Source organism: Marivirga sp., from assembly GCF_035704835.1.
GTDB lineage: Bacteria > Bacteroidota > Bacteroidia > Cytophagales > Cyclobacteriaceae > Marivirga.
The window spans coordinates 1-18,150 of sequence record NZ_DASSWQ010000062.1 but is presented as its reverse complement, the minus strand read 5'-3'; the positions used below and the strand labels follow the sequence as shown (position 1 = coordinate 18,150).

20 protein-coding genes are annotated in these 18,150 nt (G+C 34.1%); 11 read left to right on the top strand and 9 right to left on the bottom strand.

Annotated features, from left to right (window positions below):
• Positions 1-7: 7 nt before the first annotated feature.
• The 7 genes from VFM92_RS09555 to folP all read right to left on the bottom strand — a co-directional run bounded on the left by VFM92_RS09555 (position 8) and on the right by folP (position 5,446).
• The gene (locus VFM92_RS09555; protein ID WP_325121989.1) at positions 8-487 is read right to left on the bottom strand and encodes a hypothetical protein; all 480 of its coding nucleotides are present in this window, start codon (positions 485-487) and stop codon (positions 8-10) included.
• Positions 488-515: 28 nt separating this feature from the next.
• Positions 516-989: a ribonuclease HI gene (rnhA, locus tag VFM92_RS09550; protein ID WP_325121988.1), complete on the bottom strand. Its 474-nt coding sequence runs from the start codon at positions 987-989 to the stop codon at positions 516-518.
• A gap of 100 nt (positions 990-1,089) precedes the next feature.
• Positions 1,090-1,653, bottom strand: coding sequence for a MarC family protein (locus VFM92_RS09545; RefSeq protein WP_325121987.1), 564 nt, complete (start codon positions 1,651-1,653; stop codon positions 1,090-1,092).
• Between the two features lie 54 nt (positions 1,654-1,707).
• Positions 1,708-2,760: an aminotransferase class V-fold PLP-dependent enzyme gene (locus VFM92_RS09540; protein WP_325121986.1), complete on the bottom strand. Its 1,053-nt coding sequence runs from the start codon at positions 2,758-2,760 to the stop codon at positions 1,708-1,710.
• 5 nt (positions 2,761-2,765) lie between these two features.
• Complete coding sequence (locus VFM92_RS09535) at positions 2,766-3,539, bottom strand: enoyl-CoA hydratase-related protein (protein WP_325121985.1); 774 nt, start codon at positions 3,537-3,539, stop codon at positions 2,766-2,768.
• Between the two features lie 243 nt (positions 3,540-3,782).
• The gene (gene cdaA / locus VFM92_RS09530) at positions 3,783-4,637 is read right to left on the bottom strand and encodes a diadenylate cyclase CdaA (RefSeq protein ID WP_325121984.1); all 855 of its coding nucleotides are present in this window, start codon (positions 4,635-4,637) and stop codon (positions 3,783-3,785) included.
• A complete protein-coding gene (gene folP, locus VFM92_RS09525) occupies positions 4,634-5,446 on the bottom strand; it encodes a dihydropteroate synthase (protein WP_325121983.1) in 813 nt (270 codons plus the stop codon). The genes cdaA and folP overlap by 4 nt, the downstream gene beginning before the upstream one ends.
• A gap of 85 nt (positions 5,447-5,531) precedes the next feature.
• Here folP and VFM92_RS09520 point away from each other — a divergent pair, with 85 nt between their 5' ends.
• The 3 genes from VFM92_RS09520 (at position 5,532) to VFM92_RS09510 (ending at position 7,755) form a co-directional block, all read left to right on the top strand.
• Positions 5,532-6,071 carry a DUF1599 domain-containing protein gene (locus VFM92_RS09520; RefSeq protein WP_325121982.1) on the top strand — a complete coding sequence of 180 codons (540 nt, stop codon included), beginning with the start codon at positions 5,532-5,534 and terminating at the stop codon, positions 6,069-6,071.
• Between the two features lie 86 nt (positions 6,072-6,157).
• Positions 6,158-7,252, top strand: a complete 1,095-nt coding sequence (locus VFM92_RS09515; protein ID WP_325121981.1) for a BT_3928 family protein — start codon at positions 6,158-6,160, stop codon at positions 7,250-7,252.
• The gene (locus VFM92_RS09510; protein ID WP_325121980.1) at positions 7,252-7,755 is read left to right on the top strand and encodes a shikimate kinase; all 504 of its coding nucleotides are present in this window, start codon (positions 7,252-7,254) and stop codon (positions 7,753-7,755) included. Before VFM92_RS09515 ends, VFM92_RS09510 begins: the two co-directional genes overlap by 1 nt.
• A 1-nt stretch (position 7,756) precedes the next feature.
• On the opposite strand, the gene VFM92_RS09505 is transcribed toward VFM92_RS09510, so the two are convergent.
• Positions 7,757-9,316, bottom strand: coding sequence for a hypothetical protein (locus VFM92_RS09505; protein WP_325121979.1), 1,560 nt, complete (start codon positions 9,314-9,316; stop codon positions 7,757-7,759).
• A gap of 109 nt (positions 9,317-9,425) precedes the next feature.
• Positions 9,426-10,880, bottom strand: a complete 1,455-nt coding sequence (locus VFM92_RS09500; protein ID WP_325121978.1) for a hypothetical protein — start codon at positions 10,878-10,880, stop codon at positions 9,426-9,428.
• Between the two features lie 117 nt (positions 10,881-10,997).
• Here VFM92_RS09500 and proS point away from each other — a divergent pair, with 117 nt between their 5' ends.
• The 8 genes from proS (at position 10,998) to VFM92_RS09460 (ending at position 18,139) form a co-directional block, all read left to right on the top strand.
• Complete coding sequence (proS, locus tag VFM92_RS09495; RefSeq protein ID WP_325121977.1) at positions 10,998-12,473, top strand: proline--tRNA ligase; 1,476 nt, start codon at positions 10,998-11,000, stop codon at positions 12,471-12,473.
• A 31-nt stretch (positions 12,474-12,504) separates the two neighbouring features.
• The gene (locus VFM92_RS09490; protein ID WP_325121976.1) at positions 12,505-12,966 is read left to right on the top strand and encodes an NfeD family protein; all 462 of its coding nucleotides are present in this window, start codon (positions 12,505-12,507) and stop codon (positions 12,964-12,966) included.
• Between the two features lies 1 nt (position 12,967).
• Positions 12,968-13,978 (top strand): flotillin-like protein FloA, encoded by a 1,011-nt coding sequence (floA, locus tag VFM92_RS09485; RefSeq protein WP_325121975.1) that lies wholly within the window; start codon positions 12,968-12,970, stop codon positions 13,976-13,978.
• Between the two features lie 125 nt (positions 13,979-14,103).
• On the top strand, positions 14,104-15,009 hold the full coding sequence (locus VFM92_RS09480; protein ID WP_325121974.1) for a PhzF family phenazine biosynthesis protein: 906 nt from the start codon (positions 14,104-14,106) through the stop codon (positions 15,007-15,009).
• Positions 15,010-16,080 carry a glycosyltransferase gene (locus VFM92_RS09475; RefSeq protein WP_325121973.1) on the top strand — a complete coding sequence of 357 codons (1,071 nt, stop codon included), beginning with the start codon at positions 15,010-15,012 and terminating at the stop codon, positions 16,078-16,080. It begins immediately after the preceding gene.
• A 65-nt stretch (positions 16,081-16,145) separates the two neighbouring features.
• A complete protein-coding gene (locus VFM92_RS09470; RefSeq protein WP_325121972.1) occupies positions 16,146-17,186 on the top strand; it encodes a DUF6588 family protein in 1,041 nt (346 codons plus the stop codon).
• A gap of 144 nt (positions 17,187-17,330) precedes the next feature.
• Complete coding sequence (locus tag VFM92_RS09465) at positions 17,331-17,933, top strand: outer membrane beta-barrel protein (RefSeq protein ID WP_325121971.1); 603 nt, start codon at positions 17,331-17,333, stop codon at positions 17,931-17,933.
• An 80-nt stretch (positions 17,934-18,013) separates the two neighbouring features.
• Positions 18,014-18,139 carry a hypothetical protein gene (locus VFM92_RS09460; RefSeq protein ID WP_325121132.1) on the top strand — a complete coding sequence of 42 codons (126 nt, stop codon included), beginning with the start codon at positions 18,014-18,016 and terminating at the stop codon, positions 18,137-18,139.
• Positions 18,140-18,150: the final 11 nt, after the last annotated feature.

Below are 18,150 nucleotides of genomic sequence, written 5' to 3'. Positions count from 1 at the left end.
CTATTTTCTAAAAGTAAAACCTAAAAGATACACCACCACCATAAAATAATCTAGGTTCAGGTGCTAAGTCTATGGCAGGTTTAAAATCGATTCCTATTACAAATGGGATTTCTGTCAAAGTATATTCTAATCCTAAAATACCGTCTGCACCAACCGTAAAACCAGTTCCTCTGTTTTCAAGATAATAGTTTGGACGATTTATAGTGTCATCAAAGAATCCTATGTGAAAACCAGCTCCGTAGTACCAATTCAAATAGGGAATATCAAATGCATTAGCATGTTTTTCGTAAAGTCCTGTAAATTCAAAACCTCCACCATATCCAGACAAAAGACCTTCCAAGGCATCTGTTTTATTAATAAAATGTTTCCCTGTAATAGCTGTCGGGAATCCACCTCTTACACCTATAGCTGATTTGTAATCTTGACTAAAAGCTGAAGAGATACCTACTAATCCAAATAGTAAAATGAATAACTTTAATCTTTTCATGAATTTTAATTTTTAGTGACTCAGTTTTTTAACGAAATAAATCAGAATCCGATGTCCTATTTTCGAATCCCTCATCAATTAGGTGCGGACCATTTTCAGCTTTAGCTACCGCAAGTCTATCACATCGTTCATTATCAGGATTCCCTGCATGGCCTTTTACCCAATGAAAATTTAAGTCATAACCTTTCGACACCTGTAAATATTGTTTCCATAGGTCTACATTTTTCTTGCCTTTAAAGCCTTTTTTTACCCAACCGGAAAGCCAACCTTTGGTGATAGAATCTATTACATATTTTGAATCACTATAAATATGAATAGGATATTTTTTGGTTTTCAAGCTTTTTAATGCCTCTACAATGGCCAATAACTCCATTCGATTATTTGTAGTATTACGAAATCCGCCAGAAATTTCTTTCACTTTATCTCCAAATCGCAACACTATTCCGTAGCCACCAGGACCAGGGTTTCCTAATGCTGAGCCGTCTGTATAAATGGTAATCATTAGTTGATTTTAGAATTAAGTTACACAAAAATTTAAGGTTGGAATTTTACAACAAACGTATCAAAACCATCAAAATCCATTTATCTGCATTAAATAGCGTTTAAAAGAAATTTTTAAATAGTTTGATAGAAATCGCCAATAAAATAATTCCAAATACTTTTCGCAATATACTAAATCCTGCCTGCCCTATTTTTCTCTCCAACCAACCGCAGGTTTTAAGGACTATAAAAACCAAAATAAGATTAATGACTACTCCAATAATTATATTCCATGTTTGATATTCGGCTTTTAAAGAAATTAAAGTAGTCATGGTTCCAGCACCTGCAATAAGTGGAAAAGCTATCGGCATAATAGAAGCACTGCTAGCAGAAGCTTCTTCATGTTTAAATAAGACAATCCCCAACACCATTTCCATCCCAATTAAAAACATTACTATCGCACCTGCAATGGCAAAAGAGGCTACATCTATTCCAAAAAGTTTTAAAATGGATTCTCCTAAAAACAGGAATACAATCATAATTATACCTGCAACTATGGTTGCTTTTCCTGATTGTACATGACCGAGTTTCTTTCTCAAATCAATCACAATAGGTACAGAACCTAAAATATCAATTACTGAAAATAAGATGAGCGAAACAGAAATTATTTCTTTAAAATTAAGCATATCGTTAAAATTTGCGCAAAAGTACAATAAGAAAATCAGCTTTCAATCTCTTTTTCAGAAATGACTTAGGAATTTAATTAAATCTATATAGTGTTGATTAGGAATAGCAGGGAAATTAGCTATCCGAATTGTATTTTCTTTCCATTGACCATATCCGTTCCCTAAGATGATTCCTTCCCTCTCTGCTTCTCGTTTAAGTTTCTGAATAAATTCTTGCTCTCCCGCAAGACAAAATACCGTATCGGACTGAAATTTTGTGGAATGTACTAATGAACTTAAATTTTGTAATTTCTCAAGTTGAGCAAAAAATAGAGCTTTCCTTTCTTTCAGATTTCGATGAATAGCGGATATATTTTCAACGCTTTGCATCAATCGGTTCAGCAAATAGATATTGGCTACGTTTGGGGTATAATGCGTTTGATTATTCCGGACATTTTGTAATATAAAATGGAAGGAATTGTAATGATTGCTTTCATTAATTTCTACAGCTCGCTCTATTGCTTTTGGACTCACCACCATCAAAGCCATCCCCGCAGGAAGCCCAAAACATTTTTGCACAGAAGCATACCAGATATCTCCCAAATCCCAATCAAATTCATAACCAGCCATGGAAGATGTGGCATCATACGATATAAGACTGTTGGGGAATTGTGTACGAACCTCTTTTTGGAAATTTTCATCAATTGAAGTGCCGTTTGAAGTCTCGTTGTGCGTGAATGCTAATAATTCTGCATTCTTTACAATTGTTGGAAGTTTTGGTAATTCATCTATACCAAATGATATTGCTTCTGATTGAAGACGGATTTTTTGGGTATAACTCCACCATTTCTCACCAAAAGCACCATTAAAAAAATGATAAGATTTACGTTCTATGAAAGATTGCGCAATGATTTCCCAGCATTCTGTTGCTGAGGAAACCATTGCAATCGCGTAGTTTAAAGGGATATTTAATTTAGATTTTAGTAGCGTTCTTGTCTCAGAAAATAAATCCTGAAATGCACTCGATCTGTGATTTCGTTCTAAAATTCCTGATTCCATAGCTTGCTCAAAATACCCAGCAACTTGTGGGTAAATTTTAGATGGACCAGGGTAGAAATTATAACGCATAGAGACTACTTACCGGTAAACTCTGGTTTTCTTTTCTCCACAAATGCTTTCATTCCTTCTTTTTGATCTTCTGAAGCAAAAGTTAAGTAGAAATTTTTTCGTTCGAAATGTAAGCCTTCATCAAGGTGCGTTTCAAAAGCTCTATTTACAGATTCTTTGGCAAGCTTAGCTGCAACTGGTGACATTTGAGCTATTTGTTCTGCTAATTCAGCTGCTGCTTCCAGATACATTTCTGTTGGAACCACTTTATTAACCAATCCATAATGTAAAGCTTCTTCAGCACTTATAAAATTACCTGTCAAAACCAATTCCATTGCTTTTGCTTTACCAATTGCTCTGGTTAATCTTTGAGTTCCACCTGCACCCGGCATCACTCCTATTTTAATTTCTGGCTGACCAAATTTAGCAGATTCAGACGCTACAATCATGTCACAAGTCATGGCCAGTTCGCAACCACCACCCAAAGCAAAACCGGAAACTGCTGCAATTAGCGGCTTCTTCGTTTTCTTGATTTGGTCCCAGGTGCTAAACTGATCCACGTTGAGCATGTCAATTGCAGTTTTTCCAGCCATTTGTTTGATATCTGCTCCTGCAGCAAATGCTTTTTCATTTCCTGTTAAAATGATAACTCTAACATCTTCATCTTCATCCAGCGTTTGTAGCGTACTTTTTAATTCAGACATTAATTGCAAATTCAAGGCATTCAGTTCCTTGGGTCTGTTTAAATTAATGAGTGCAATATGCTTTTTATATTGTGTGTTTACTTTTATGAATTCCATATTGTAAATATGAAAAAGCAGGAGGGTATAAAAAAGAAAAACCTTCTTTTTTCAAAGAAGGCTTTTCGTGTTAAACAGGTGTATGAATAAAATTTGTGTTTGTAATAGTATATACTACAACTCAGAAAAAAGTAACCCCTGATATAAAAAAGATTTTTAATTATTTAGTAAAATACTCTTAACCAATTGATTACCAAATATTTAATTCAATAAATAAATTTGAAAAAAAAATCTTAACTGATTTTATTTAACAGTTTCCTGTTCTGTAGCTTCTTTTCTACCATCCTTTGGTTTCTTCTTTTTATCCTCAGTCAAGTAATCATTTATTTTAGATCGAATTTCTTGATTAGATAAATTATGGAAGATGGTGCCATTTCTTGCAACAGATAATTGTCCAGTTTCTTCTGAAACAATTAAAATGATGGTATCTGTTGCTTCTGACATTCCGATGGCAGCTTTATGACGTAATCCAAATTGGGCAGGCACATCTTTCTCCGTTACTGGTAAAACGCATCTAGCAGCTGTAATTCGACCTCTATGAATGATTACCGCTCCGTCATGCAAAGGGCTAGTTTTATTAAAAATTGAGATCAATAACCTTTTTGAAACAATAGCATCAATTAAATCACCTGATTCAGAATAAAACTTTAATTCTGATCCTTTTGACAAGACAATTAATGCTCCTGTATTTGTACCGCCTAATGATTTTGATGCTTCAATTAGAGGAGTAATGTTAAATTCATCACTTTTGTTGCGCTTTTTCCAAGGCAAGTTGGATAAAAATCCATTGTCAGAATTAAAGGAAGTAGTTTTCCCTAAAAGCAATAAAAATTTACGGATTTCTTGTTGAAATAATATAAGTACAGCTATCACTCCAACCCCCATAAATTGACCTAAAATGGCTGAAAGCAATTCCATTTCAGCGGCTCGAACCACCAAATAAATTAAGTATAGGGACAAAAAACCTACAAAAATCCGTACGGCAACACTACCACGCATCAGATTATACACTTGAAATAGTAAAAAACTAACAAGTCCAATATCTAGTATATCTACTATACTAACTTCTAAAAATCCTATGTTAAAACCTAAAATCAATTTTTCAGTTGGTTAAACAATTTAACAGTATCTACTGCTTCTTTTACATCATGAACTCTCAAAATATTAGCTCCCCTCAACAATGCAGCCATATTTAATGCCGTTGTTCCATTTAGTGCATTTGCTGCGTCACTGCCTAAAATTTTATAAATCATGGATTTTCTTGAGATACCTATTAACAATGGACACTCCAATTCTTCAAAATAGGATAAATTATTAAGCAATTCATAATTCTGCTCCAAGGTTTTTGCAAATCCAAATCCAGGATCAATAATAATATCATTCACCTGTAGTGATCGCAACCTTTCAACTTTCCTACTAAGTTCAAAAATAACATCCTTAATCAGGTGCTCATATTGTGTTAAACCTTGCATGCTTGTTGGAGTTCCACGCATATGCATTAAAATATAAGGCACCTTAAGCTTTGCAACCGTTTCGAACATTTTCTCGTCCAAAATTCCTCCAGAAACATCATTAATAATAGATGCACCCTCTTCGATGGCTTCATATGCAATTTCAGATCTAAAAGTATCTATAGAAATTACGATTTCCGGAAATTTTCGGATTAAAGTTTTGATTAGCGGTATTACTCTTCGTCTTTCTTCATCAATTGAAACCTCTTTAGCATTGGGTTTTGTTGAATATCCTCCAATATCGATGAAGTCCGCATTTTGCTCCAGCATTTTTTCTACCCCCAGCACAGCCTTTTCTATGTCAATGTTTTTTCCTCCATCATAAAAAGAGTCTGGAGTAGCATTAATAATCCCCATTACTTTAGGAATAGATAAGTCTATCAAGTTCCCTTTCAAGAGAAGTGTTTTTTTAAGTGAAAATGCTTTATCTTTCGCTTCCAAATATATTAATAACTAGAATTTTTATAAAAACCTACAGTTCATGACGCAAACCGAAAGCGAATATAAGCAAGTTATTGCGCTGTGTAAAGATGTTTTCGAAAAGAAAACGAAAGATTATGGTACAGCTTGGAGAATCTTGAGATTACCTTCCATTACTGATCAATTATTCATAAAAGCTCAACGAATTAGATCAATACAAGAAAAAGGAGCTCAAAAAGTTGAGGAAGATATTAAAAATGAATTTATTGGAATCATTAATTATTCAATTATAGCTATAATACAGGAATCGCTTCCATCAAATGCTCCACTTGAAATTGCTGGAAAAGATTTAATGCCAAAATATGAAGAAGTTGCAGAAGATACTTTACAATTATTATTAAACAAAAATCATGATTACGGTGAAGCTTGGCGAGATATGCGGGTAAGCTCTATTACGGATATTATTTTAATGAAATTGTATAGAGTGAAACAAATAGAGGATAACCTAGGTAAAACCATCATATCTGAGCCAATAAAAGCAAATTATCAAGATATGATTAATTATGCTGTTTTTTGTTTGATTAAACTAAAAGATGCCTAAAATAAACTAACTGAAGGATTTCAGTAAAATTTGATAGATAACAAGAATATATTGAAATTAAATTAGTGAACCTATAAAAATTTAATATGAAGATAATTATAGATATCGTCCGTTACATCGTTGGCGGATTATTCATTTTTAGTGGTTTAGTGAAAGTAGTAGACCCAGTAGGAACTGCCATCAAGTTAGAAGAATATTTCTCTGTATTCGCTGGTGACATTGCTCCTTTTTTCTCCGTATTTGAGCCCTATGCCTTAGTAATCGGAATTATTCTTAATGTATTGGAAGTGACTTTAGGAGTGGCTTTAATTATAAGGTGGAGAGTAAGATACACTTTGAATCTTCTTAGTATTATGATTGTGTTTTTCACATTCCTAACTTTCTATACTGCTTATTTCAATAAAGTTACCGATTGTGGATGTTTTGGTGACGCTATTACGTTGACTCCTTGGCAATCATTTACTAAAGATATCATTTTAGTAATATTGATAGGTTTTCTTTACCTAAATATCAAAAAAATAAAAGAAAGTACCTTTGGTCCGAAAAATGTAATTGTAATATGCACAACTGCCATAAGTCTTCTACTTTGTATTTATTCTATAAGACATTTGCCATTTATTGATTTTAGAGCTTACAAAATAGGCACTAACATTCCTGAAGCCATGAAAGCGAAGGAAAACCCAAAATTTCAATACACTTTCGAAAAAGATGGCAAAGAAATTAAAACATATGAATACAAGCCAGAAGATGAGGGATACAAATTAGTAGGTCATGAAATAACCAACCCTGATGCCTCAACGCCAAAAATCACTGATTTTGCAACTTGGAACGAATCTGGAGATAAAACTCAAACAGTTTTGACGGGGAAAAAGCTATGGATTGTGGCTTATGATATTTCAAATGCAAACACAATCGGATTAATAGATATAAATGAGTTACTCACCAGGCTCAACCCAGATATAAAACCGATAATTTTGACTTCATCATCTGCTGAGGAAGTATTAAGAATAAAAGCTGAAAGAGGTATAAAAACTGATTTTTATTATGCAGATGCCACTGTTTTAAAAACTATAATTCGGTCAAATCCTGGGCTCGTTTTAGTGGAAAATGGTACAGTGAAGGGTAAATGGCATTATAATGATGTTCCTGAGCCTTATAATATTACAGAAAAACTAAATTAATGCGTTATTTTTTGGTTGGCCTACCTGGCAGTGGTAAAAGTCACTGGGGTAAAATTTGGTCAGAAAAGACTAAATCACCCTACTTTGATTTAGATGAAATTATCGAAAATAATGAAGGGGAAAGCATAAAAGATATTTTCAAAAAAGAAGGAGAAGAATATTTCCGAAATTTGGAAACATTTTACCTGACTAAATTAGTTGACAACTATAAAGCTTTAATGCTATCTACAGGTGGAGGAACACCTTGCTTTAATAATAATATGGATTTGATGAATAATTTAGGACAAACAATTCATTTAAATCCTCCTATCGAAACAATTGTTAGAAGATTATGGAAGCCAAAAGGAAATAAGCGACCTATGTTTAGCCATTGTAAAAATCAAAATGAAGTTTTAATTACTTTGGAGGAATTAAATAATAAAAGAATAAAATATTACGCACAGGCTAAATATCAACTTCAAAACTGCGATGAATTTTCAATAAAGAACATGGAAAAAGCTTAGATTAAAAGCTTTTTCCAATTGTTAGTCTCAAACTTGAAATATTCGATTGAGATTTAATAATATCACTTCCCGGATAGGCTGTGAAATCTGGATTATTAAAACTACTTAGTTTATATGTTACATCAGCGAAGAACCCATTTTTTCTCATTATCCCAATTCCTCCTGAAATTGACTGTCGGTCTTGATTAAAATTACTTGAATTTGTACCCAAATTTAAGTTATATGGATTATCAAAATAAGTATAGCCAACTCTTGCTCTCAAAATATTCCATCTCCCTTCAGCTCCCACTTTCAAATTAAATGTGCTTTCTAAATCTCCTCCAACATCTGGGATTTCTCCTCCGAAAGCACCATTTGAACTACTATATCGAGTAGAAGCATAATCAACATATTCTAAATCAGCGGTTAAGAAGCCATATTTCGATAAAAATGCAGTAGCACCTACCGAGACTTTCTGAGGAATCATAATACTGTAAGGATCCACTTCATTTATTAAACCTTCATTGCCACCAGACCCATCTAGAAAAATTGCAGTCATATCAATTTCCTGAGTTTCTGTAATTGAAATAAAAGTTGGGCTAGTATATGAAAAACCAATATTTAATATGTTGATAGGTTTATAAATCGCTCCGAAGGTAAATGCTGCTCCAGCACCTGAAATGGTGGTTTCTTCATTCAATTCCATATAATTTAAAATTCCATTATTCGGTGTTTCTCTAAATTGTCTTTCTTGACGATAATTCAAGAAATTAATATTCAAAGCAGCTCCTAAGAATAAAACATCATTATAGTTAGCACCATAAGATAAATCCAAAGTGGTTAAACCACTATATGTTGTAATATTTTCTTGCTGACGGGCAGGAGATAATTGGTTAATATCATATCTATCTACTTCGTATCCAATTACATTATCATTTTCATCAACAATTTCAATAATATTTAAAAGTCCAACGAAACTTGCTAAATTACTGTAAGGGTTAGATAAAAAATCAGGTTCAATTTCTTCTTCAGTTGCATATCGCTTATTGAAAACATTACCTTGGTCATCCGTAATTAAAAATGGAGATGCCATGTACTCTACGAAATCATATGGAAAACCATCTGCATTAAGATCTATAGTACCACTATAATTAATATTATTATAAAAACTCTGCTTTTGATTGATAGCCACTCCAAAAGTTCCAGATATCCATTTTGAGCCAGCATATTCTTCAAAACGATTATGAAATACCATTCCCATATTTGGGATCTGAAAGTTTCCTCCCATATTGCGAGAATTCTCACCCTCATACTGAGCACTAAACTCACCAATCCTCAACACTGGAGATATAGCCCATGTCGAGCGATTATAAAAACCCAAACCAGCAGGATTACCAGAAATGCTACTAATATCTCCTCCTAAAGAGACGTTGGCTCCACCTAAACCAACAAATCTTGCGGTTCCACCCCCATCTGTTTGACTAAATCTGACCGCATCGGCAGTATAAAGTGGTACTTGAGAGAATGAATTGAATGAGTAAAATGCACCTATTATTGTAAAGAAATATATAAGCTTTTTCATTGGTTATAAGTTAATAGTACTGACTAATTGACTTAAGTTTACTAATCTTAAGTAATTAAAAATAAAGTTTTGAACAGAAAAAAAGCACCTAAACTAGGTGCTTTTAATTTTAATTTCCACCTCTACCGCCCCTCGAGGAGCCGCTACTTCTTGAAGAACCACTACTTCTGGTGCCTCCTGAAGACCTACTGCTTGAAGAAGATGATCTTCCTACAGAACTACTTCTTGAGCCTGAAGATGACCTGCCATAAGAGGAGCTTCTACTGGTGCTAGATGAATTGCCAAAATAAGAATTACTTCTGCTTGAATTTGAAGACCTTCCATATGAGCCACTTCTACTAGAACTAGTTCCAAATGTTGCGCTTCTATTGTCGCTAGAGCTTCTACCAGATGAATAACTAGACCTATTCGTTCTTGCACTATTATAATACCTACCACTGTTTAAGTCAGTAGAATTTGTTCTATTTAATCTTGAAGAAGTATTCGCTACAGAACTAGAACGACTTCCATCATATGAGGCTCTTCTAACATTATTATCAGAAGCTGCACGAGCATACTGCGCAGTTCTTGAAGACCTACTGTAAATGGAGTTGTTGTCATTACTAACTCTAGCAGTTCTGCTACTATTAGCTCTATTAGAGACACTTGCTGTTCTGGATGACCTATTATCAGCGAATGTTGCTACCGCATTTCTACTTCTTACAGTTCCAACATTTCTACTTACATTATAATTTGAATTTCTTGAATTACTACTTGCAATTCTCGCATTTGTACTAGATCTACTAATCCTAGGGCTGTTGGAATATGATCTTACTCTTCTATAACTCTCATTTCCGTAAAAATTATTGTGATATAATCCAGAATAATATCCGTCATAAAAGCCATTTCTATATCCATTGTTAAAACCCCAAGCGTAACTTGAACCTATAAATGGACTTCTCCATGCATTTCTATATGCCCATGAACCTCCCCAATAAGGGTCAAAAAACGGATCGTAAAATCCACTCCCATATCCAATGGACCAGTAAGAACCTGCCCAAGAATTAAACCCAAATCCTACGTTAAATCTAGGACGATATAAAAATGGGTCATTAAATCCTCTATACATCCAAGGATCAATTCCGCCATAATACATTGGATTCATTCCTCCGTACATCATAGGATTTATACCACCATAGTAGTTAAATATCTGTGTCTGTCCATTCTGATTTCCAGTTCTCGGATCCAATCCTCTTTGTGCAGCATTTTCATCATAATACCATCCTTCGTCAGAATCCTCTTCTAACTTAGGGGGTGCTTGATTCAACTGAGCGTTTTGTTTGTTTTCATTTTTCTGAAAATCATCGAAATTATTAGAATTCTCAAATTCATTATATGAATATCCAGCGTTTTTCAATTCCTCAGCTCTCCTCTTTTCTTCAAGAGCAATTTTCTTATTCAATACTTCTCTATCATTTGAAGTAAAGTATAAATCATCTTTCTCTACCTGAATATCAGATTGAGAAAATCCAACACTTGGTAAAAGAAAAATGCTTGATAATAATATAAAGCTTAAACTTTTCATGGCTACCTTATTTATAGTTTCTAATTTTACAACGATTATTATTGTAAATTGATTTCATTATTTATTAGAATAATAATCTGTAAATAAAGATACAAAATTCATACCAAAATTTATAAAATGGCAAAAGTATTACCAAAAAGAAGTGAAGATTACTCACTATGGTACAACGAATTAGTAAAGAAAGCAGATTTAGCTGAAAACTCTGCAGTTAGAGGTTGTATGATTATTAAACCCTATGGTTATTCCATATGGGAGAAAATGCAAAGGGAATTAGATGATATGTTTAAAGAAACAGGACATCAGAACGCTTATTTCCCATTATTCATCCCAAAATCTTATTTAAGTAAAGAGGCTGACCATGTCGAAGGTTTTGCTAAAGAATGTGCAGTAGTTACGCATTACCGTTTAAAAAACGATGAAAACGGCAAAGGAATAGTGGTGGACCCTGATGCAAAATTGGAAGAAGAACTTATTGTAAGACCCACATCGGAAACAATTATTTGGAATACTTATAAAAATTGGGTGCAATCTTACCGTGACCTTCCTTTATTGGTCAATCAGTGGGCCAATGTAGTCAGATGGGAAATGAGAACCCGTTTATTCTTAAGAACAGCGGAATTCTTATGGCAAGAAGGTCATACCGCTCACGCAACCAAGCAAGAAGCCAAAGAAGAAACCGAACGAATGATTAACGTTTATGCTGAATTTGCCGAAGAATTTATGGCTTTACCTGTTATAAAAGGGCTTAAATCAGAAAGCGAGAGATTTGCAGGAGCATTAGAAACCTACTGCATTGAAGGTTTAATGCAAGATGGAAAAGCATTGCAAGCAGGTACTTCTCATTTTTTAGGTCAGAACTTCGCAAAAGCATTTGATGTGAAATTTGCTACCAAAGAAGGGAAACAGGAATTCGTTTGGGGTACTTCATGGGGAGTAAGTACCAGATTGATGGGCGCTTTGGTTATGGCTCATTCTGATGATGAAGGATTGGTATTACCTCCACGATTAGCACCTATTCAAGTAGTGATTGTTCCAATTTATAAAACGGATGAAGAACAAAGCAAAATTGCAGAAGTAGCAGAAAATCTTAAAAAATCTTTAAAAAAGAAAAAGATAACAGTCAAATTTGATGACAGGGATACTCATAAACCAGGTTTCAAATTTGCGGAATGGGAATTGAAAGGTGTTCCATTGAGGATTGCTATTGGTCCAAGAGATTTGGAAAACGGTACCGTGGAATTGGCGAGAAGAGATACAAAGGAAAAGCAAACTGTGAATATTGAGAGCATTGAAACGGTAATTGAAGATACGCTGGAATTAATTCAAGATAATATTTATAAAAAAGCTAAAGATTTCAGAACAGAAAACACCTTCAAAGTGGATAATTATGAAGATTTCAAAGCTCAGCTTGAGAAAACAGGTGGATTTATAAGTGCTCACTGGGACGGTACTGCAGAAACAGAAGAAAAAATCAAAGAGGAAACCAAGGCAACTATTCGATGCATTCCTTTAGATGCAAAGGAGGAAAACGGCAAATGTATTTATTCTGGCAAACCGTCAAATAAAAGAGTCCTTTTTGCAAAAGCTTACTGATTTTAACTATTTTTAGTCTAAATTTCAATTTATGGTAGGTATTATATTTCTTATACTCGTGGGCTTATTGCTCATTATTGCAGAGCTAATTTTTGTACCAGGAACTACTTTTGTGGGTGTTATTGGTCTTTTATTAACTATTGTTGGCATTTTTATGGTTTTTGATGATTACGGAAATATAGCAGGTTATTGGACTACAGCTGGAACCGTTGCCGTAACTATTATTGGAGTAATTTACAGCTTTAAATCAAATTCATGGGATAGATTTTCTCTGAAATCCAGTATTCAAAGTAAGGTAAATGATGACGATATTTTCACTTTTCAAGTAGGCGAAAAAGGAAAAACAGTTTCTGATTTAAAACCTATTGGAAAAGCCGAAATTTTTGGCAAGATTTACGAGGTCAGAAGCAAAGGAGAATGGATAGGTGTAGGACAAGAAGTCAAAATAACTAGAATAGATTCTAAAAAAATATTTGTAGAACCAATTAAATAATATGGATACATCGATAATTTTTATTGTAATAGCAGGAATAGTCTTATTTTTCGTATTCCTGTATTTTGTACCAATCAACCTGTGGATTACCGCCATTTTCTCAGGTGTAAAAGTAGGCTTGTTCGAGCTGGTTTTTATGCGAATCAGAAAGGTTCCACCCAGAATTATTGTGGAATCGATGATTACAGCCACGAAAGCAGGTTTGGAAGTCACCACCAATGAATTGGAAACCCACTATTTGGCTGGTGGTAATGTACCTAATGTAATTAAAGCATTAATTTCGGCAGATAAAGCCAATATCACTTTGGGTTTTAAACAAGCTACAGCTATTGATTTGGCTGGTAGGGATGTTTTCGAAGCAGTTCAGATTTCGGTAAATCCAAAAGTGATTACCACTCCTAAAGTAGCTGCAGTAGCTGCTGATGGAATTCAATTAATTGCAGTCGCTAGAGTAACGGTAAGAGCCAACATCCAACAATTAGTAGGTGGTGCTGGAGAAGACACTATTTTAGCAAGGGTTGGTGAAGGTATTGTAACTTCCATCGGTTCAGCAGCATCACATAAAAATGTATTGGAAAATCCAGATAAGATTTCAAAATTAGTATTGCAAAGAGGATTAGATGCAGGAACTGCATTTGAAATCCTTTCCATTGATATTGCTGATGTGGATGTTGGAGCCAACATTGGAGCAAAACTTCAAACTGACCAAGCATCTGCCGACTTGAAAGTGGCGGAAGCAAAAGCTGAAGAAAGAAGAGCAATGGCTGTTGCAGAAGAACAAGAGATGAGAGCAAAAGCACAAGAGGCTAGAGCTAAAGTAATTGAAGCGGAAGCACAAGTTCCTCAGGCAATTGCTGAATCATTCAAAAATGGTAATTTAGGAATTATGGATTACTACAGAATGCAAAATATTCAAGCAGACACAGATATGAGAGAGTCTATTTCAGGAAATGACAAAGGAACAAGCTCAGGAAAAAAATCAAGTGGTGGGAAGAAAAATGATGACAAATAAAATCAAATCATAAACTTTACAAAATGGCTCCTCTTTTAAAGAAGTGGAGCCATTTTTTTTGAATTCAATACCATTCTAAATTCACCTCATTTACATTTCTTCAATCTTTTTTCTTATTTTCGGGCATGGGAAATACAATAAAATTCCAGTTAATGGATGTTTTTACTTCTGAGCCTTTTGGTGGAAATCCACTAGCCATTTTTGATAATGCTGATGGACTGACTGCAGAACAGATGCAAAAAATTGCCAAAGAATTAAACCTATCAGAATCAGTATTTTTAAATAAAGCGAGTAATGATGCTGATGTAAAAATGAGAATTTTCACGCCAGGAATGGAATTACCTACAGCAGGTCATCCTACGGTTGGAACAGCTTATTACCTTTTGAAAGAAAAAGGGATTAAGCCAAAAAAGGACGGAGAATTACTATTAGAACAAAACATTGGAAATATCAATGTACATTACGAAAATCAAGAAGGGGAGATTTCCAAAATACTAATGGAGCAACCACTCCCTAAATTTGAGCAAACTTTTAAAGATAAAAAATTAGTGGCTTCCCTTCTTTCAATTGAAGAAGATGAAATTGAAGAAGATTTTCCTTGCAGAATAGTAAATTGTGGAAATCCGTTTCTGATAGTTCCAGTTAAAAGTTTAGAATCAGTTCAAAAGCTTAAATTAAATAGTGAGCTATTTGGTGAAATACTGGATGAGATTTTTATAACAGGAGTAATGGCTTTCACATTAGAAACTGAAGACCAAGAATATATATCGCATAGCCGAATGTTTGCTCCTCATATTGGCGTTCCTGAAGACCCAGCAACTGGCAGTGCACATGGTCCTTTAGCATGCTATTTACACAATTATAATATGGCTGATTTGAGTGAATTATCAATTGGAAAACAAGGGTACGAAATGGGTCGACCAAGTCAAGTTAAAATGAGGATTATTCAAGAAAGCGGAAAAATTTCTGGCGTGATGATAGGTGGCTCATGCGTGACTATGGGAAATGGAGAAATCAGGATACCAGAATAAATGAATAAAAAGAAAATCCTTTTTATTTGCCCCTACCCTTTTGATGAAGCGCCAAGTCAACGATTCAGATTTGAACAGTACCTTTCCATCTTAGAAAAAGAAGGATATGAATTTAAATTAGCTCCTTTCCTAAACTTAAAGGCCTGGAAAATTTTATACCAACCTGGTAATAGCATTAAAAAGCTCTTTTGGCTGATTCTATCATTCATTAATCGCTTTTTTCTGTTATTTAAACTAGCCCCTTATGGTTTTATTTTTATTCATAGAGAAGCTGCACCGATTGGCCCTCCTTTATTTGAATGGGCAATACACTCCATTTGGCGAAAAAGAATAATATATGATTTTGATGATGCCATTTGGCTGGAAGATCCTACGGAAAAAGGAAGTTTGAAAGCCAGGTTCAAATGGAAATCTAAAGTGAAAAGCATATGTAAATGGAGCTATAAAGTGAGTTGTGGAAATGAATATTTAGCTCAATTTGCACAAAACCTTAATAAGCAAGTTGTAATCAATCCCACCACTATTGATATGCAATACCATAAAGAAATAAAGGTTTCAAATTCTGATAAAATAGTTATTGGCTGGACAGGAACTCATTCTACCCTACCCTATTTAAAGATTTTGATGCCAGTTTTAGATCAACTAAGAAAAGAATACGAATTTGAGCTCTTATTAATTTCCAACCAAAAGCCCAATTTTGATGTCAATTATATGCGCTTTTTAAAATGGAATAAAGAATCTGAAATAGAAGATTTAAACCAAATGGATTTTGGAATCATGCCTCTCACGAATGACATTTGGAGCAAAGGAAAATGCGGGTTTAAATTATTGCAATACATGGCGATTAAAAAACCAATAGTTGCTTCATCTGTAGGGGTGAATAAAAAATTATTGAAAGAAAGTGAAGCAGGCTTTGAAGCGAACACAGATAAAGAATGGAAGGAAGCAATAATTAAACTTCTAAATGATGCTGAACTTAGACAAACGTTTGGTATAAGTGGACAAAATTATGTGAAAAACTTTTATTCTGTAAACACTAACAAAAAAACGTTCATCAGTTTATTTCAGTAAACTTAATTTTAATTTTTCAAATAAATTTCAATACTTTTATACACGTACCCCTAAAACTAAAGAATATGAAAAGAATATTTACAGTAATTAGTTCGACATTATTTTTATTTTTAATAGGATTAGAAAATGCAAAAAGTCAAAATAGTGATTTTGAAGCAGTAGTGAATTCTGGATTATCAGATGCAAATACGTACCTTAAAAATTACATGAATCCTTTTGGAGCATCCTTAGGTAATGGATTAGCAAACGGTTGGTACAATACCGCAAAGCCTCATAAAACATTCGGATTCGATTTAACGGTAACTTCAAATTTTGCGATAATTCCTGATTCTGAAAGCCAGTTCGAATTCATTCAAAGTGAATATGAGAATATTACTTTGAGAGACCCATCAAATACGATGCTGCCAACATTTACGGGAGGTGAAACATCCCAAGGACTTGTTATTAGTGGTGAGAGAGAGATTGCTGCTGGCCAAACAGTTCAATATGAAGAAACCATAGAGGCTCCAGATGGATTTGGTTTAAAAGAATTGCCTGGCCCAATAGCTGTACCTACTCCAACGGTACAACTTGGTATTGGAATTGTAAAAAATACTGACTTAATAATTCGATATACACCACAAATTAATGTTGGTGATTTAAGTTTTCAATCTTTTGGTTTTGGTGTGAAACATGATTTCAAACAGTGGATTCCCGGAATGAAACTCTTACCCTTTGACTTATCGGGTTTAGTAGGATTTAATAGAATTTCTTCAACCTATCAAATTGATGAAAATGCAGGACAGTTTGCAAAATTCGGAGCAAGTGCTACAACTATTCAAGCGATCATTTCCAAAAAACTATTGTTCTTTACCCCCTATGCAGGCTTAGGAGTTAATATTGTAAACTCCAACTTCGCTATGAAAGGAACTTATGAATTTGAAGGAGAGCCTGGTACTACATATGAAGTGACTGATCCAATTAACATTGCTTTTGACGGAAGTGGTGGCCCCCGATTTACGGTAGGTGCTCGTTTAAAAATCCTTTGGGTATTAGCTCTAAATGTTGATTATACAATTCAAAAATATAATACTCTTTCGGTAGGATTGGGAATTAATGTCCGATAACTTATTTCCACCTATCAATTATTTTATAGCGCAGACTATTGAATTGGTCTGCGCTTTTTTATTGTTTATAATAAAAAATTACATACACATATAATTTTGAAGAATATCTGTTAATATTGTAGTTCAACTAAACTTAAAAATATTATGAAAAGTAAATTATTAATTTTAACCTTTCTTATTGTTGCTCAACAAGGGTTTTCTCAAATAGGAACTGGAACTCTATTTGTAGGAGGTGGCTTCGGTATTTCGTCTAGCGAAACGACCAATAGAAGTACAATATCATTGCAACCTGCAGTACATTATTTTATCTCAGACAATATTTCGTTTGGAGGTATTTTTGGATTTTCATCTTCTAGAAACAACCCAGGTGCTGATATTTACACCAGAAACACTAACTTCTCTATTACTCCTGCAGTTAGATATTACGCTGAATTAGGAGAAAAGGTGTTTTTGTATGGTGAAGGTTCATTAGGTATCGGATTTGGTAGTTCTACAGGGATAAACGGAAATAACAGAGCTGACATCAGCAGCAATGGAACGTTTAGCTTAGGACTAAGCCCAGGAATTTTTTATGCTCCAACTGAAAAAATCGGTTTTGACCTTAAATTCAGCTTAATATCTTATAATAGATTTTCATTCACAGATGAAACTAATGATCCTACAACAACTAATGTCGCGAATGATATTTCGTTTGCATTTAGTTCATTTACTCCAACCTTTGGGGTTTATTACATTATTGGAAATTAATAGTAATTAGAAATCCTTGTTAATTAAACCTCACTAGAATTGATTTTAGTGAGGTTTTTTAATTTTAGGCCTATTAGGTAATGATGCCAAAAATAGTTGGTGATTTTTATCCAAATATTGTATTAAATTGGGAATGTAAATCTGAAGAGGAAGTAGGCTCTGCTGAGGAGCAACCTACCAGCAATAAGGTTTACCAACTGGAATGACCTCCCTTATG

What these genes read in the sequence shown, in the direction of transcription:
- VFM92_RS09555 (WP_325121989.1), bottom strand. Translation starts at nt 487, where the DNA reads ATGAAAAGATTAAAGTTATTCATTTTACTATTTGGATTAGTAGGTATC.
- rnhA (WP_325121988.1), bottom strand. Translation starts at nt 989, where the DNA reads ATGATTACCATTTATACAGACGGCTCAGCATTAGGAAACCCTGGTCCT.
- VFM92_RS09545 (WP_325121987.1), bottom strand. Translation starts at nt 1,653, where the DNA reads ATGCTTAATTTTAAAGAAATAATTTCTGTTTCGCTCATCTTATTTTCA.
- VFM92_RS09540 (WP_325121986.1), bottom strand. Translation starts at nt 2,760, where the DNA reads ATGCGTTATAATTTCTACCCTGGTCCATCTAAAATTTACCCACAAGTT.
- VFM92_RS09535 (WP_325121985.1), bottom strand. Translation starts at nt 3,539, where the DNA reads ATGGAATTCATAAAAGTAAACACACAATATAAAAAGCATATTGCACTC.
- VFM92_RS09520 (WP_325121982.1), top strand. Translation starts at nt 5,532, where the DNA reads ATGACGCAAACCGAAAGCGAATATAAGCAAGTTATTGCGCTGTGTAAA.
- VFM92_RS09515 (WP_325121981.1), top strand. Translation starts at nt 6,158, where the DNA reads ATGAAGATAATTATAGATATCGTCCGTTACATCGTTGGCGGATTATTC.
- VFM92_RS09510 (WP_325121980.1), top strand. Translation starts at nt 7,252, where the DNA reads ATGCGTTATTTTTTGGTTGGCCTACCTGGCAGTGGTAAAAGTCACTGG.
- VFM92_RS09505 (WP_325121979.1), bottom strand. Translation starts at nt 9,316, where the DNA reads ATGAAAAAGCTTATATATTTCTTTACAATAATAGGTGCATTTTACTCA.
- VFM92_RS09500 (WP_325121978.1), bottom strand. Translation starts at nt 10,880, where the DNA reads ATGAAAAGTTTAAGCTTTATATTATTATCAAGCATTTTTCTTTTACCA.
- proS (WP_325121977.1), top strand. Translation starts at nt 10,998, where the DNA reads ATGGCAAAAGTATTACCAAAAAGAAGTGAAGATTACTCACTATGGTAC.
- VFM92_RS09490 (WP_325121976.1), top strand. Translation starts at nt 12,505, where the DNA reads ATGGTAGGTATTATATTTCTTATACTCGTGGGCTTATTGCTCATTATT.
- floA (WP_325121975.1), top strand. Translation starts at nt 12,968, where the DNA reads ATGGATACATCGATAATTTTTATTGTAATAGCAGGAATAGTCTTATTT.
- VFM92_RS09480 (WP_325121974.1), top strand. Translation starts at nt 14,104, where the DNA reads ATGGGAAATACAATAAAATTCCAGTTAATGGATGTTTTTACTTCTGAG.
- VFM92_RS09475 (WP_325121973.1), top strand. Translation starts at nt 15,010, where the DNA reads ATGAATAAAAAGAAAATCCTTTTTATTTGCCCCTACCCTTTTGATGAA.
- VFM92_RS09470 (WP_325121972.1), top strand. Translation starts at nt 16,146, where the DNA reads ATGAAAAGAATATTTACAGTAATTAGTTCGACATTATTTTTATTTTTA.
- VFM92_RS09465 (WP_325121971.1), top strand. Translation starts at nt 17,331, where the DNA reads ATGAAAAGTAAATTATTAATTTTAACCTTTCTTATTGTTGCTCAACAA.
- VFM92_RS09460 (WP_325121132.1), top strand. Translation starts at nt 18,014, where the DNA reads ATGATGCCAAAAATAGTTGGTGATTTTTATCCAAATATTGTATTAAAT.